Source organism: Chitiniphilus purpureus (assembly GCF_025642115.1).
GTDB classification, from domain to species: Bacteria; Pseudomonadota; Gammaproteobacteria; order Burkholderiales; family Chitinibacteraceae; genus Chitiniphilus; species Chitiniphilus purpureus.
In genome coordinates this window covers 1,892,113-1,906,882 of sequence record NZ_CP106753.1, presented here as the reverse complement: position 1 = coordinate 1,906,882, position 14,770 = coordinate 1,892,113, and the positions used below count along the sequence as shown (strand labels likewise).

Here is a 14,770-nt window from a genome sequence, read left to right as displayed (position 1 = left end):
CGCCGCAGACCCGGGGCAGCGGCGCGCACGGTCCGGATGCGGCGTTTGCCGGCCAGACCCGCACTTAAGACTGACTTTGTCCGCCCTGACCGGGAGCGTTGCATGCTCTGGCTTGCCGCACGCCTGCGCGACCTTGTCGCCTGGCTCGATCTGGCCCTGTTCACCCTTTTGATGCTGGTGCTTTCCTGGCTGCCGCTGCACTGGCTGTCAGGCTGGTATCCGCGGCTGTTCCGCAGTTGGTGCCGGGTGTTCGCACGTGCCTTGCGCGTCCAGTTGCGCCTGCACCAGCATCAGACACGCCGGCTGCCGCCTCGCTACATCCTGATCGCCAACCATCCATCCGCCTTCGAGGACATCGGCATTCCCGCATTGTTTCCGGTCACGAGCCTGGCCAAGGCTGAAGTGCGCCGATGGTGGCTGGTCGGCCGCATCGCAGCCGCCGCCGGCACGTTGTTCGTGACGCGTGAAAACAAGGATTCGCGCCAGGCGGCCCAGGGGGCGCTGATCGCGGCCGTGCATGCGGGGCACAATGTGGCGCTCTACCCGGAAGGCGGCTGCAAGGGCCGGCGGCTGTGGGAAAAATTCCTGTACGGCGCCTTCACCGTCTCGCTCGAAACCGGCATCCCCATCGTGCCGGTGTTCCTGCACTACGAAGCGCAGGAAGCATTCGAATGGGCCGACGGCGAGACCCTGCTGCAAAAGATGTGGCACATCCTGACCGCGCCCAACCACGTGGCCAACTATCACGTGTTCGATGCCTTCGATCCGGGGCAATTCGCCGGGCGCGACCACTACGCGGCCCATGCCCATGCATGCTTCGTGGCATGGCAGCAACGATACCTGCAGTAGATGACGGCGGAGCACCGCGACACGACGTCCATGACACTGGTTTGCGCAGCCGTCGCCACCGCGGGCGCTGGGCCGGGTCCGCTGTGGCTATAATCGGGCATTCCGTGCCCCATCCATTTGTCACAATGGCTTTATTTCGCAAGAAGAACGTCGCCAACGCCTCGGCCCGCGCCGCGCTGCCACCCCAGATCGCCAACGCCTTGCGCGAGTCGTGGTGGTTCCTGCTGGTCGCGGTGGTACTGTACATGGTGCTGGCGCTGGCCTCGTACCACCCGGCCGATCCGGGCTGGTCGCACAGCACCAGCCATCTGGACGTGCGCAACCGTGCCGGCATGCTTGGCGCCTGGGTCGCCGATATCCTGCTCTCGCTGTTCGGCCTGTCCGCATGGTGGTGGGTCGCGTTCTGCTTCGCGGCGATCTGGTGGGGTTACCGCCGTATCGACCGTATCTTGGAAGAGTCGAACAAGCCGGTGGTGCTGCTCGCCTGCTCTGGCTTTCTGCTGGTGGTGCTCTCGTCGGCCAGTTTGGAGGCGCTGCGGCTGCACTCGCTGTCGGTTCCGCTGCCGCTGGCGCCAGGCGGTGTGCTTGGCCTTGCCCTGGGCGGCTGGCTCTATCACGGATTGGGATTCGCCGGGGCAACCTTGTCGCTGATCGCCGCCTGGGCAATCGGCATGTCGTTGTTCACCGGCCTGTCATGGCTGGGGACCATGGAAAGGCTGGGTGCGGCGCTCGAATGGCTCTGTTTCAAGGCGATCGACAGCTGGCAGGCCGCGCAGGACCGGCGTATCGGACGACAGGCCGCGGTCAAGCGCGAGGAAAAGGTCACCGAGGAAAAGAAGCGCCAGGAGGACAAGCCGCCGCTCAAGATCGAGACCGCGCAGCTGGAAGTGCCGGTGGCGAAACAGGCCGGGAAGCGTCTGGAAAAGGAAAAGAAGGAACTCGAAAAACAGCAGGAGGCCGCGCAGCGCCAGGCCGCGCAGCCCATGTTGTTCGAGATGGAAGAACTGCCGCCGATCAAGGTGCCGCCACCGCGCGCAGGCGGCGAGATGATGCCCGCGCTGGGCCTGCTGGCACCGCCCCCCGTCGCCCAGGAAACCATCAGCCACGAGACGCTGGAGTTCACCTCACGGCTGATCGAGCGCAAGCTGGCGGACTTCAACGTCGAGGTCAAGGTGGTCGCCGCCTATCCGGGCCCGGTGATCACCCGTTACGAGATCGAACCTGCGATCGGTGTCAAAGGCAGCCAGATCGTCAACCTGATGAAGGACCTTGCCCGTGCGCTCGGCCTGGTGTCGATCCGCGTGGTCGAGACCATTCCCGGCAAGACCTATATGGGATTGGAGCTGCCCAACCCCACCCGGCAGATGATCCGGCTCTCCGAGATCCTCTCGTCCGAGCCGTACCATCATATGGGCAGCAAGCTCACCATGGCGCTGGGCAAGGACATCACCGGCAAGCCCATCGTCACCGACCTCGCCCGCGCCCCCCACATGCTCGTCGCCGGCACCACCGGCTCGGGCAAGTCGGTCGGCGTCAACGCCATGATCCTGTCGCTGCTCTACAAGGCCAGCCCCGACGACGTCCGCTTCATCATGGTCGACCCCAAGATGCTCGAACTCTCGGTCTACGACGACATCCCCCACCTGCTCGCCCCCGTCGTCACCGACATGAAGCTCGCCGCCAATGCCCTCAACTGGTGCGTGGCCGAGATGGAGAAGCGCTACCGGCTGATGAGCGCCCTGGGCGTGCGCAACCTCGCCGGCTTCAACCAGAAGATCAAGGATGCCGAGAAGACCGGCCACAAGCTCACCAACCCGTTCACCCTCACCCCGGACGACCCGGAACCCTTGAGCCACCTGCCCTTCATCGTGGTGGTGGTCGACGAGTTCGCCGACCTGATGATGGTGGCCGGCAAGAAGATCGAGGAGCTGATCGCCCGGCTGGCGCAGAAGGCGCGCGCCGCCGGCATCCACCTGATCCTGGCAACGCAGCGGCCAAGCGTGGACGTGATCACGGGCCTGATCAAGGCCAACATCCCGACGCGGATCGCGTTCCAGGTGTCGTCCAAGGTGGACAGCCGGACCATCCTGGACCAGATGGGGGCGGAGGCGCTGCTGGGCCAGGGGGACATGTTGTTCCTGCCGCCGGGCACGGGGTATCCGCAGCGGGTGCATGGGGCGTTCGTGGCGGATGACGAGGTGCACCGGGTGGTGGAGTATCTGAAGTCGCTAGGCGAGCCGGACTACGTGGACGGCATCCTCAATGGCGGCTTCGAGGCCGAGGCGGCGGCAGGCGGCGGCGCGCCATGGGAAGGCAGCAGCGGTGGCGATCCGGAAGGCGACGCGCTCTATGACGAAGCGGTGGCCTTTGTGATCAAGAGCCGCAAGGCATCGATCTCGTCGGTGCAGCGTCAGTTGCGCATCGGCTACAACCGCGCTGCCAGACTGATCGAGCAGATGGAAACCGCCGGCCTCGTGAGCCCGATGGAGAGCAACGGCAACCGCACGGTGCTGGTGCCTCCGGGCGAATAAGGCCGTTGTCTCCCATGTGACTTGAACCGTTGGCGCGGTTCATGCTATAAACTCGGTTTTTCCAGAAGTCAGGGAATTGTCCAATATGGCTCGTGTATGCATTGTTACCGGCAAGCGTCCGGTAACCGGGAACAACGTTTCCCACGCCAACAACAAGACCAAGCGTCGCTTCCTTCCCAACCTCCAGTCCCGTCGTTTCTGGGTCGAGAGCGAAAACCGCTGGGTGCGTCTGCGTGTTTCCAATGCCGCACTGCGCACCATCGACAAGAACGGCATCGATGCCGTGCTGGCCGATCTGCGCGCCCGCGGCGAACTGTGATCAGGTGAACTGCCATGCGTGAAAAGATCAAGCTCGAATCCTCCGCCGGTACCGGTCACTTCTACACCACGACCAAGAACAAGCGGACCATGCCGGAAAAGATCGAGATCAAGAAGTTCGATCCGGTTGCCCGCAAGCATGTGATGTACAAGGAAACCAAGCTCAAGTAAGCCTATCCCTGGCTGCTGGACTGGTACGCAAAAACCCCGCCTTGGCGGGGTTTTTCGTTTACCGACGGTTCCGGATGCCGCGGTTAGCCGTTAGCCAAGCTCCCACACCTCGCGCAGGGTATCGCGCAGCATGCATATCAGCGGATCGGCCTCGCGCTCGGCCGGATAGACAAACTGCAGTGGCGCCGCAATCACGGTCTCACCGCCCCGCCACAGCGCGATCGAGCCGTCCGCAGCAAAGCGCTGCGCAGTCCGTTCGGCCAGGATGCTCAGACCGATGCCGGCCCTGAGCATTTCGACCAGCGTCGCCTCCTCGTCGAATTCACCCACCTTGTTCGGAGCGACATTGTGCTCGCGCCACAGCTCCTGCGTGATCGACGACAGACTGGTGAACTGCGACAGCCCCAGCCAATCCGCCTGCCCCAGCGCCTTCCAGTCGGCTTCGGCGTAGACCTTGGCCCAATCCGCCGGCATCGCCACACAGAACCGCAGTTCCGAGAGCACCATGGTATTCAGGTTCTGGTACGGATTGCGGCCCAGATAGAAGCCGCCGTCGAGCACCTTCTTGCGCACGTCGTTGAGCACCACGCCCGAGATCGCATGATGTGTCTGCACCGAGATCAGCGGGTAGCGCTGGCGCAGCCTGGCCAGCAGCGGGCCCAGCCTGAGCCGGCCCGGCACGCCGATGGTACCGATGCGCAGCTTGCCCTTGGGCTCGCCCGACATGCCCCGCGCCCGGTGCAGCATGTCGCGCGACAACGCCAGGATGCGCTGGGCATCAGGCAGCAGCAGCTTGCCCGCCTCGGTCAGTTGCACGCCGCCCGGATAACGCTCGAACAGCGCGATGCCCAGCTCCTCCTCCAGTGCCTTGATCTGCGCGGTGACAGCCGGTTGTGACAGGTGCAGGAGTTCGGCCGCCTGGGTCAGGTGCCCCTGCAGCGCCACGGCGACGAAAGTGCGCAGCTGATAGATTTCCATATAAGGATTATCCCCAGTTTGGGGCGCTCCGTCTCGAATCGGTGCGTCATCCGGGATTCCCGCTAGGGCGCAACCACGCTGGTTTTGTCTATCTTTTGCAATGCCTCATCAAGATTGCTGATTTCGTATATCAGAAATTGCGATTGGCACCGCGAATCGGCGTATTCATAGAGTAGTTGCGGCAGGCGGCTCCCGTCCAACGGGCCCGCCCCATCGCAAACGCAGGAGTGACCCGCATGGACGAAGATCTGATTGGACGCATCCAGGCGAACCCCAAGTTCGCCGAACTGGTGCACAAGAAAACCCGCCTCGGCTGGCAGCTGACGATCGTGATGTTGACGATCTATTACGGATTCGTCCTGCTGATCGCTTTCTCGCCATCCACACTGGGCATGCCGCTCAGCGCCGGCAGCGTCACCACCCTTGGCATCCCGCTTGGCGTACTCGTCATCCTGTCGGCCTTCGTGATCACCGGTATCTATGTGCGCCGTGCCAATACCGAATTCGACCAGTTGAACCAGGAACTGGTGCAGGAGGTGCGCTCATGATCCGCACCCTCCATGGCCGCCTGGGTTTTGCCGCCGCCACACTGTGCGCGGCCTTGCCACTCTGGGCCGCACCGGCGCTGGACGGCCCGGTCGAGCAACGCAGCCTCAACTGGCACGCGATCGTGATGTTCTTCATCTTTGTCGCGTTCACGCTTGGCATCACCTACTGGGCGGCACGCCGCACCCGCTCGGCCAAGGACTTCTACGCCGCCGGCGGCGGCATCACCGGCTTCCAGAACGGCCTTGCCATTGCCGGCGACTATATGTCGGCCGCCTCCTTTCTCGGGATTTCCGCGCTGGTGATGACCAGCGGCTTCGATGGACTGATCTACTCGATCGGCTTCCTGGTCGGTTGGCCCATCATCACCTTCCTCGTGGCGGAACGGCTGCGCAATCTGGGCAAGTACACCTTTGCCGACGTGGCCTCCTACCGGCTGGCGCAGACGCCGGTGCGCACCTTTGCCGCAATCGGCACGCTGGTGGTGGTGGCGCTGTATCTGATCGCGCAGATGGTCGGCGCCGGCAAACTGATCCAGCTGCTGTTCGGCATGAGCTACAGCTCCGCGGTGATGCTGGTCGGCGTGCTGATGGTGCTGTACGTGACCTTCGGCGGCATGCTGGCAACCACCTGGGTGCAGATCATCAAGGCGGTGATGCTGCTCTCGGGCGCCACCTTCATGGCCGCCATGGTGCTCTCGCTCACGGGCTTCAGCTTCGAGACCATGTTCCAGACTGCGGTGGCGAGCCATCCCAAGGGCAGCGCGATCATGAGCCCGGGGGGGCTTGTCTCCAATCCGGTCGATGCCATCTCGCTGGGCATAGGGCTGATGTTCGGCACCGCCGGACTGCCGCACATCCTGATGCGCTTCTTCACGGTGAAGGACGCCAAGGAGGCGCGCAAGAGCGTGTTCTTTGCCACCGGCTTCATCGGCTACTTCTATATCCTGACCTTCATCATCGGCTTCGGCGCCATCATGCTGGTGCTGGGCAAGCCCGAATTCACCGAGACCATCATGAAGGACGGTGAGCCGGTGAAGCAGCTGATCGGCGGCGCCAACATGGCGGCGGTGCATCTGGCAGGTGCGGTGGGCGGCGATTACTTCCTCGGCTTCATCTCGGCGGTGGCATTCGCAACCATTCTCGCGGTGGTCTCGGGTCTGGCGCTGTCGGGTGCCTCGGCGGTGTCGCATGATCTGTACGCCAACGTGTTCGCACGGGGCCATACCAACGAGGCCAAGGAGGTGCGGGTCTCGAAGATCGCCACCGTCGTGCTCGGCATTGTCGCCATCATCCTCGGGATCACCTTCGAGAACCAGAATGTCGCCTTCATGGTCGGCCTCGCGTTCGCCATCGCCGCCTCGGCCAATTTCCCGGTGCTGTTCCTGTCGATGTTCTGGAAAGGGCTGACCACACGCGGCGCGGTGATCGGCGGCACCATCGGCCTTGTCAGCGCGATACTGATGATCGTGCTCGGCCCCGCGGTCTGGGTGAAGACGCTTGGCCATCCCGCAGCCCTTTTCCCCTACGAGAATCCATCCCTCTTCTCGATGCCGCTGGCGTTCTTCAGCATCTGGCTGTTCTCGAAGCTGGACAACAGCACGCGCGCCGCCAACGAGAAGGCACTGTTCCTGCCGCAGTTCATCCGTTCGATGACCGGCATCGGTGCCGAAGGCGCTTCGCGCCACTAGCAGACGTGGCCGCCGTACAGCGCCCCGTATGGCTGCGGGGCGCTGCCTTGTCGGCCCGGCATAGCGCCCATGCCCACGCCGTTCGATTTCCATCAACCACCCTTTGACTGCCTGAGCGGGACCGAACGCGCCCGGCTCGAAGCCGTCATCGACCTGGAATACTATGCGCATGGCGAGCGGGTGATCGGGCAGGACAGCCCTGTCGACAGCCTGTTCGTGCCGATGAAGGGCGTCATCGGCAGCATGGTGGACGACGATCCCGTGCTCTACCACCAAGGCGAGGCATTCGACACCCGCGCCCTGGTCAGTGGCCGGGCCGCCACCAGCCTGTATGCACTGGAAGACAGCGTGCTGTTCCGGTTGCCGCGCGAGTGCGTGCTCGACCTGACGCAACGCAATCCGTTGTTCGGTGCCTTTTTCTACCAGGACGTGGCCAAGCGCCTGGCCTCGCTTGCCCACCAGCCCATCCGACACGAGCTGCAATCGCTGTGGCTTGCCCGTGTGGCACAGGCGCCGGTCCGCGCCCCATGCTGGCTGGCCGACAGCGTCACGTTGGCGGACGCCGCCCGCGCCATGCAGCAGCAGCATCTCAGCTCGGTGCTGGTGCGCAGCGCCGACGGCGCAGGCATCTTCACCCAGAGCGATCTGCGCGACGCGATCGCCGATGGCATCGACGCCACCGGCACCCCTCTCGCCAGCCGTGTGCACCGCCCGCTGCAGGGCATCGAAGAAGACGAGTTCCTGTACCAGGCACTGCTGCTGATGACCCGGCAGGCAATCCAGCGCGTCATCGTCACCCGCAAAGGCGAGATCGTCGGCGTGCTGGAGCAGGTCGACCTGCTGGCCTTTCTGTCCAACCACGCCCACCTGGTCGGCGCCCGGATCGAACGCGCGGCCGATACCGATGACCTGCAACATGCGGCGCGCGACCTGCGGCGCATGGTGGCCGTGCTGCATGGGCAAGGGGTGAAGACGACGCTGATCGCCGACCTCGTCACCGAGCTGCAGCGCAAGCTCCTGGCGCGGCTGTTTGCGATGCTGGCCCCGCCCGGGCTCGTCGCCAACAGCTGTCTCGTTCTGCTCGGCTCGGAAGGCCGGGGCGAGCAAGTGCTGCCTGCCGACCAGGACAATGCCCTGCTGCTCGCCGACGGCTACGCGCCTCCGGTCGAGCTGCCGGCGATCACCGAACGCTTCAACACACTGCTGGTGCAATTCGGCCACCCACGCTGCACGGGTGGCGTCATGCTCTGCAACCCGGCCTGGCGATTGTCGGTCGGCCAGTGCAAGCACCTGCTGGATGAGGCGCTCGATCGCGGCGATGGCGACGCCATCATGCGGTTGGCCATCTGGCAGGATGCCCACCCGGTCTGCGGTGACGGGACGCTGCTGGCACAGGTCGTCACGCATCTGCGGCGCTGGTCGGCCGGCGACGATGCATTCCTCGCACGCTTTGCGCTGGCGGCGGAGCAGTTCGCACCGCCACCGCGGATGGGCGGCCCATGGGCGGACAAAGCACCGTTTGATCTGAAGAAGCTGGGCATCTTCCCCATCGTCCACGGCGTGCGCAGCCTGGCACTGGAAGCCGGCATCGAGCCGACCAACACCTATCGCCGGCTCGAGGCGCTGCACACCACCGGCCGGCTCGACCCTTCCCTGGCACGTGACCTGACCGAGACACTGGCGCTGTTCCATGCGCTGCATCTGCGCCATGCACTGCAGCAGGACGCGCAAGGCAGGCCGATCGACTACCTGATCGACCCGGCCCGGTTGAGCCCGCTCGAACGCGCGCTGCTGCGCGACGCGTTCGCCGTGGTACGCCGGCTGCGCGAGCGGTTGCGCCACCACTTCCGGCTGGCGCAGTTCTGATGACGGCGTTCTTTGCCGGCTGGCGCCGTCGCCGTGGATTGCGTCGGCTGCGCGAACCTGCCTACCGCTCACTGTTCGATCCGCCGCCAGCCGGCGAATACATCAGCCTTGATTGTGAGACCAGCAGCCTGGACCCGCTCAAGGCGGAGCTGCTGGCGGTGGCCGCGATCCGGATCGCCGGGCGGCGCATCCTTGCCTCGCAGCGCCTGGAATTGCTGGTGCGCCCGCGTGGCGCGATCGACCGCGCCAGCATTGCAGTCCATGCGATCCGCGATGCCGACGCGGCAGCCGGACTGCCGGAGCGCGAGGCGCTGGCGCGCTTGCTCGCCTTTATCGGACCGCGCCCGCTGGTGGGCTACTACCTGGAATTCGACCTCGCCATCCTTGATCGTTACCTCAAACCGTGGCTGGGCATCGGCCTGCCCAACCGCCGGATCGAGGTCTCCTCGCTGTACTACGACCGCAAGGTCAGCGCCTACCGTCCCGAGGTGGATCTGTCGCTGACCGCCATGTTGCACGACTTGGCGCTGCCGGCCCTGCCGCGCCACGACCCCTATCACGATGCCCTGCTCGCCGCGCTGCTGTTCCTGAAGCTGACCTATCACGGGATACCGCCCTGAGGATCGCTGGCGTCGGGCAGCGCCATCCGGCCCCGACAAGAGGTGCCGGCCGCACCGCCGTGGCGGACATCGGGCCATCGTCCGCGGCATCGGCGCCCGCCCCACACCACGACCAGGGCGAGCATGCATGCGCCTTCGCAGCTGCCCGACCCATGCGTGCATGCCACGACAGGCCACCTGCGGCCGGCAGGATCGCCCGCCTTGCGCCGCCACATCAGCGGAACTGATTCCCGGCATCAGAAAACTCGATTGGATTCGCCATGCCGATGGCCTTTACAGTTGGCGCCCAGGATCGCTTTACTGACACTTTGGGCTAAGAAGGAGAAAGCATGAGCAGCATCGATTCCGTCCTCAAGGAAACCCGCCTGTTTCCGCCGAGCGACGACTTTCGCGTCAAAGCCAATGTATCGGGCATGGAAGGCTACAACGCCCTGTGCGAGCAGGCCAATGTCAACTACGAAGGCTTCTGGGGCGATCTGGCCCGCGAACTGATGGTCTGGAAGAAGCCGTTTTCCAAGGTACTGAACCAGGACAACGCGCCGTTCTTCAAGTGGTTCGAGGACGGCATCCTCAACGTGTCGTACAACTGCATCGACCGCCATCTCGAAGCGCGTGGCAACAAGGTTGCCATCATCTTCGAAGCGGACGACGGCACGGTCACCAAGGTGACCTACCGTGACCTCTACCAGCGCGTCTGCCAGTTCGCCAACGGGCTCAAGAGCCTGGGCGTCACGAAGGGCGAGCGCGTGGTGATCTACATGCCGCATGGCATCGAAGCCGTGGTGGCCATGCAGGCATGCGCGCGCATCGGTGCGATCCACTCGGTGGTGTTCGGCGGCTTCTCGGCCGGCGCTCTGCGCGACCGCATCGCCGATGCGCAGGCCAAGATCGTGATCACCGCCAATGAATCGGTCCGCGGTGGCAAGGCTGTGCCGCTCAAGGCGACCACCGATGAGGCGCTCACCCTTGGCGGCTGCGACTCGATCGAGAAGGTGGTGGTGTTCCAGCGTACCGGCAATGCGCCCGAGCAATGGGACGCCGCCCGCACCGTCTGGTGGCATGAGCTGGTCCAGGGCCAGCCGGCCGAATGCGAGCCCGAATGGGTCGAGGCCGAGCACCCGCTCTTCATCCTCTACACCTCCGGCTCCACCGGCAAACCCAAAGGCATCCAACACAGCACCGGCGGCTATCTGCTGGGCGCGCTCGTCACGATGAAGTGGGTGTTCGACTACAAGGACAGCGACGTCTACTGGTGTACGGCGGACGTGGGCTGGGTCACCGGCCACAGCTACGTATGCTACGGCCCGCTCGCCATTGGTGCGACGCAGGTGGTGTTCGAAGGCGTGCCGACCTACCCCGATGCCAGCCGCTTCTGGCAGATGATCGCCAAGCACAAGGTCACCACCTTCTATACCGCCCCGACCGCGATCCGTTCGCTGATCAAGCTGGGCGGTGAGCTGCCCAAGCAGCACGACCTGTCCAGCCTGCGCCTTTTGGGCACTGTGGGCGAGCCGATCAATCCCGAGGCGTGGATGTGGTACTACGAGGTGGTCGGCGGCAGCCGCTGCCCCATCGTCGACACCTGGTGGCAGACCGAGACCGGCGCCCACATGATCGCGCCGCTGCCCGGCGCCGTGGCGACCAAGCCCGGCTCGTGCACGCTGCCGCTGCCGGGCATCATCGCCGACATCGTCGACGAGGCCGGTGCGCCGGTCGAGCCGGGCAAGGGTGGCTTCCTGGTGGTGAAAAAGCCCTGGCCGTCGATGGTGCGCACCATCTGGGGCGATGCCGAGCGCTTCAAGAAGACCTATTTCCCGGACGACTTCAACGGCAAGCTCTACCTTGCCGGCGACTCGGCCCATTTCGACGAGAACGGCTACATCTGGATCATGGGCCGCATCGACGACGTGCTGAATGTGTCGGGCCACCGCCTTGGCACGATGGAGATCGAATCGGCGCTGGTCGCCAACCCGCTGGTGGCCGAGGCCGCCGTGGTCGGCAAGCCGCACGAGATCAAGGGTGAGGCGGTCGTTGCCTTCGTCGTGCTCAAGGGCGCCCGTCCGGAGGGCGAGGAGGCGAAGAAGATCGCCAAGGACCTGCGCGAGTGGGTGGCGCACGAAATCGGCAAGATCGCCCAGCCCGACGAGATCCGCTTCGGCGACAACCTGCCCAAGACCCGCTCGGGCAAGATCATGCGCCGCCTGCTGCGCGTGATCGCCAAGGGCGAGGAGATCACCCAGGACGTCTCCACGCTGGAAAACCCGGCGATTCTCGAACAACTGCGGCACAGCGCGCTGTAATCATCACGATCACGGCAGTAACCTTGGCCCGCCCTCACCGGCGGGCTTTTTTTCGCCGCAGCCCAATCGCCGCCGGGACACCCGGACCAGGATCGCGGTGCGTTGCGCAGCTGGCCGGCGGGATACGCCATCGGGCAGCGTTTGCGCGCTACAATCGACGACTGCCCGCGGCTGAAGTGCGCCATCGCGCGCTGGGCAGGCGGCCGTTCGCGGCGTATCCCAATGCCCGGTGGCGGCAGCCCGGGATGCCCCAGTCGGGGCCGGCCCGACCCGCTATCGAGATGACAGGCTTGAGCACATGACCACCATACCGCAGCTCGCCCCCCCACCGGCCGTCGCACCGGAGCAGGACCTGCCGTTGGCGGTACTGCAGAAATTCCGCCTCATCATCGCCGCGATGCAGGAACAATACCGCAACATGTACCGGCAAAGCGGTCTGTCCGGTGCGCAGCTGTGGTTTCTCAAGGAAGTGGGCAAGGAACCGGGCCTGACCCTGGGACAGGTGGCGCAGCGCCTGACCATCCACCAATCCACCGCCAGCAACCAGCTGGAAAAGCTGGCGCGGCGCGGTCTGGTGCAGCGGATCAAGGGCGATACCGATCGCCGGGTCACCCGGCTGCAGCTGACCCCGGCCGGACATGCTGCCCTTGGACGGGTGACCGGCCCGACGCGCGGTCTGCTGCAGGAAACCCTGCTGACCCTGCCCCGCGACGAGCTGGTCCGGCTCGATCACTCGCTTGCGGTGCTGGTGCAGCGGCTTGAACCGTGGCTGGACGATGCCGACCAGGCCGCACACACCCCGCTTGCCAGCCTGTTGAATCCATCGCAGGGCGGCGATTGACACCGCCCTGCCCGCCGTCCGAGGTCCTTATGTTTGTCGAATATCCCGACTCGCCGTACAAGTTGTTCCAGCCCTTTGCACCGGCCGGCGATCAGCCCGGCGCGATTGCCGGCCTCGTCGAAGGCCTGCAGGATGGCTTGAAATACCAGACGCTGCTCGGCGTGACCGGCTCGGGCAAGACCTACACCATGGCCAATGTGATCGCGCGCTCCGGCCGGCCCGCGCTGGTGATGGCACCGAACAAGACGCTGGCGGCGCAGCTCTACGCCGAATTCCGCGAGTTCTTTCCCGAGAACGCGGTCGAGTATTTCGTCAGCTACTACGACTACTACCAGCCCGAAGCCTATGTTCCGTCCCGCGATCTCTTCATCGAGAAGGATTCGTCGATCAACGAGCACATCGAACAGATGCGGCTGTCGGCCACCAAGGCGCTCCTGGAGCGTCCGGACTGCGTGATCGTGGCCACCGTCAGCGCGATCTATGGTATCGGCGACCCATCCGACTACCACCAGATGATCCTGCATCTGAAGGAGGGCGAGACGCACGCCCAGCGCGACATCATCAAGCGGCTGACCGCGATGCAGTACGAGCGCAACGAACTCGACTTCGGCCGTGGTACCTTCCGGGTGCGCGGCGACGTGATCGACGTGTTTCCGGCGGAAAACGCCGAACTCGCGCTGCGGATCGACCTGTTCGACGACGAGGTGGAAAAGCTCAGCCTGTTCGACCCGCTCACCGGCCACATCAAGCAGCGCGTCGGCCGCTTCACCGTGTTCCCATCCAGCCACTACGTGACACCGCGCGAGACCGTGTTGCGCGCGGTGGAGACGATCAAGGATGAACTGCGCACCCGGCTGGCGTTCTTCCACCAGGAGCAGAAGCTGGTCGAGGCGCAGCGGCTGGAACAACGCACCCGCTTCGACCTGGAAATGCTGAACGAGATGGGTTTTTGCAAGGGTATCGAGAACTACTCGCGCCATTTCTCCGGCAAACGCCCGGGTGAAGCACCGCCGACGCTGATCGACTACCTGCCGGCCAACTCGCTGCTGTTCCTCGATGAATCGCACGTGATGATCGGGCAGATCGGCGCGATGTACAAAGGCGACCGCGCGCGCAAGGAGAACCTGGTCGACTACGGTTTCCGGCTGCCAAGCGCACTGGACAACCGCCCGCTCAAGTTCGAGGAATTCGAGCGGCTGATGCCGCAGACCGTCTTCGTCTCCGCCACGCCGGCCGAATACGAGGCCAAGCACCAGGGTCAGGTGGTGGAACAGGTGGTCCGCCCCACCGGCCTGATCGATCCACGGGTCGAGGTACGCCCGGTCGGCACCCAGGTGGACGACGTGCTCTCCGAGATCAACAAGCGCGTCGCCGTGGGCGAGCGGGTGCTGATCACCACGCTGACCAAGCGCATGTCCGAGCAGCTCACCGAATACCTGTCGGAGCATGGCGTCAAGGTCCGCTACCTGCATTCGGACATCGAGACCGTCGAGCGGGTCGAGATCCTGCGCGACCTGCGCCTGGGGGTGTTCGACGTGCTGGTGGGGATCAACCTGCTGCGTGAGGGCCTGGACATCCCTGAAGTCTCGTTGGTGGCCATCCTCGACGCGGACAAGGAAGGCTTCCTCAGAAGCGAGCGCAGCCTGATCCAGACCATCGGCCGCGCCGCGCGCAATCTGAACGGCACCGCCATCCTGTACGCCGACAACATGACCGACAGCATGCGCCGGGCGATCGGCGAGACCGAACGCCGCCGCGCCAAGCAGATGGCGTTCAACACCGAGCACGGCATCGAACCCAAGAGCGTGACCAAACGCATCAAGGACATCATCGACGGGGTCTACAACGAAGAGGACGCCACCAATGCACGGCTGGAGCGCAAGCGGCAGCGGCAATTGGAGGAGTTGGACGAGAAGCAGCTCGCCAAGGAGCTCAAGCGCATCGAGAAGGAGATGATGGAAGCGGCCAAGAACCTCGAATTCGAGAAGGCAGCCGGCCTGCGCGACCAGCTCAAGCAGTTGCGCGAGCGCGCCTTCGGCCACGAGTAGACCACAGCCGGC

General features: G+C 64.8%; 12 protein-coding genes. 11 read left to right on the top strand and 1 reads right to left on the bottom strand.

The features are described 5' to 3' along the window. Positions 1 to 102: 102 nt before the first annotated feature. From N8I74_RS08870 to rpmG, 4 genes are all read left to right on the top strand, one after another. Positions 103 to 849 (top strand): lysophospholipid acyltransferase family protein, encoded by a 747-nt coding sequence (locus N8I74_RS08870; protein WP_263126535.1) that lies wholly within the window; start codon positions 103 to 105, stop codon positions 847 to 849. Continuing rightward, entirely contained in the window at positions 813 to 3,380 is a 2,568-nt protein-coding gene (locus N8I74_RS08865; protein ID WP_408611899.1) for a DNA translocase FtsK, read from the top strand. The genes N8I74_RS08870 and N8I74_RS08865 overlap by 37 nt, the downstream gene beginning before the upstream one ends. Positions 3,381 to 3,465: 85 nt before the next feature. Beyond that, complete coding sequence (gene rpmB, locus N8I74_RS08860) at positions 3,466 to 3,699, top strand: 50S ribosomal protein L28 (RefSeq protein ID WP_263126533.1); 234 nt, start codon at positions 3,466 to 3,468, stop codon at positions 3,697 to 3,699. Between the two features lie 14 nt (positions 3,700 to 3,713). Then, positions 3,714 to 3,869 carry a 50S ribosomal protein L33 gene (gene rpmG / locus N8I74_RS08855; protein ID WP_263126532.1) on the top strand — a complete coding sequence of 52 codons (156 nt, stop codon included), beginning with the start codon at positions 3,714 to 3,716 and terminating at the stop codon, positions 3,867 to 3,869. 90 nt (positions 3,870 to 3,959) lie between these two features. On the opposite strand, the gene N8I74_RS08850 is transcribed toward rpmG, so the two are convergent. Then, on the bottom strand, positions 3,960 to 4,847 hold the full coding sequence (locus N8I74_RS08850; protein ID WP_263126531.1) for a LysR family transcriptional regulator: 888 nt from the start codon (positions 4,845 to 4,847) through the stop codon (positions 3,960 to 3,962). A gap of 236 nt (positions 4,848 to 5,083) precedes the next feature. Between N8I74_RS08850 and N8I74_RS08845 the strand changes: the two genes are divergently transcribed. The 7 genes from N8I74_RS08845 (at position 5,084) to uvrB (ending at position 14,758) form a co-directional block, all read left to right on the top strand. After that, positions 5,084 to 5,395 (top strand): DUF485 domain-containing protein, encoded by a 312-nt coding sequence (locus tag N8I74_RS08845; protein WP_263126530.1) that lies wholly within the window; start codon positions 5,084 to 5,086, stop codon positions 5,393 to 5,395. Continuing rightward, positions 5,392 to 7,083, top strand: coding sequence for a cation acetate symporter (locus N8I74_RS08840; RefSeq protein ID WP_263126529.1), 1,692 nt, complete (start codon positions 5,392 to 5,394; stop codon positions 7,081 to 7,083). The genes N8I74_RS08845 and N8I74_RS08840 overlap by 4 nt, the downstream gene beginning before the upstream one ends. Before the next feature lie 69 nt (positions 7,084 to 7,152). Continuing rightward, entirely contained in the window at positions 7,153 to 8,949 is a 1,797-nt protein-coding gene (locus N8I74_RS08835) for a putative nucleotidyltransferase substrate binding domain-containing protein (RefSeq protein WP_263126528.1), read from the top strand. Beyond that, on the top strand, positions 8,949 to 9,569 hold the full coding sequence (locus tag N8I74_RS08830) for a 3'-5' exonuclease (protein ID WP_263126527.1): 621 nt from the start codon (positions 8,949 to 8,951) through the stop codon (positions 9,567 to 9,569). Before N8I74_RS08835 ends, N8I74_RS08830 begins: the two co-directional genes overlap by 1 nt. A 329-nt stretch (positions 9,570 to 9,898) precedes the next feature. After that, positions 9,899 to 11,869: an acetate--CoA ligase gene (gene acs, locus N8I74_RS08825; RefSeq protein ID WP_263126526.1), complete on the top strand. Its 1,971-nt coding sequence runs from the start codon at positions 9,899 to 9,901 to the stop codon at positions 11,867 to 11,869. Between the two features lie 298 nt (positions 11,870 to 12,167). Further along, complete coding sequence (locus N8I74_RS08820) at positions 12,168 to 12,710, top strand: MarR family winged helix-turn-helix transcriptional regulator (RefSeq protein ID WP_263126525.1); 543 nt, start codon at positions 12,168 to 12,170, stop codon at positions 12,708 to 12,710. A 29-nt stretch (positions 12,711 to 12,739) separates the two neighbouring features. After that, complete coding sequence (uvrB, locus tag N8I74_RS08815; protein ID WP_263126524.1) at positions 12,740 to 14,758, top strand: excinuclease ABC subunit UvrB; 2,019 nt, start codon at positions 12,740 to 12,742, stop codon at positions 14,756 to 14,758. Positions 14,759 to 14,770: the final 12 nt, after the last annotated feature.

What these genes read in the sequence shown, in the direction of transcription:
- N8I74_RS08870 (WP_263126535.1), top strand. Translation starts at nt 103, where the DNA reads ATGCTCTGGCTTGCCGCACGCCTGCGCGACCTTGTCGCCTGGCTCGAT.
- N8I74_RS08865 (WP_408611899.1), top strand. Translation starts at nt 813, where the DNA reads ATGCTTCGTGGCATGGCAGCAACGATACCTGCAGTAGATGACGGCGGA.
- rpmB (WP_263126533.1), top strand. Translation starts at nt 3,466, where the DNA reads ATGGCTCGTGTATGCATTGTTACCGGCAAGCGTCCGGTAACCGGGAAC.
- rpmG (WP_263126532.1), top strand. Translation starts at nt 3,714, where the DNA reads ATGCGTGAAAAGATCAAGCTCGAATCCTCCGCCGGTACCGGTCACTTC.
- N8I74_RS08850 (WP_263126531.1), bottom strand. Translation starts at nt 4,847, where the DNA reads ATGGAAATCTATCAGCTGCGCACTTTCGTCGCCGTGGCGCTGCAGGGG.
- N8I74_RS08845 (WP_263126530.1), top strand. Translation starts at nt 5,084, where the DNA reads ATGGACGAAGATCTGATTGGACGCATCCAGGCGAACCCCAAGTTCGCC.
- N8I74_RS08840 (WP_263126529.1), top strand. Translation starts at nt 5,392, where the DNA reads ATGATCCGCACCCTCCATGGCCGCCTGGGTTTTGCCGCCGCCACACTG.
- N8I74_RS08835 (WP_263126528.1), top strand. Translation starts at nt 7,153, where the DNA reads ATGCCCACGCCGTTCGATTTCCATCAACCACCCTTTGACTGCCTGAGC.
- N8I74_RS08830 (WP_263126527.1), top strand. Translation starts at nt 8,949, where the DNA reads ATGACGGCGTTCTTTGCCGGCTGGCGCCGTCGCCGTGGATTGCGTCGG.
- acs (WP_263126526.1), top strand. Translation starts at nt 9,899, where the DNA reads ATGAGCAGCATCGATTCCGTCCTCAAGGAAACCCGCCTGTTTCCGCCG.
- N8I74_RS08820 (WP_263126525.1), top strand. Translation starts at nt 12,168, where the DNA reads ATGACCACCATACCGCAGCTCGCCCCCCCACCGGCCGTCGCACCGGAG.
- uvrB (WP_263126524.1), top strand. Translation starts at nt 12,740, where the DNA reads ATGTTTGTCGAATATCCCGACTCGCCGTACAAGTTGTTCCAGCCCTTT.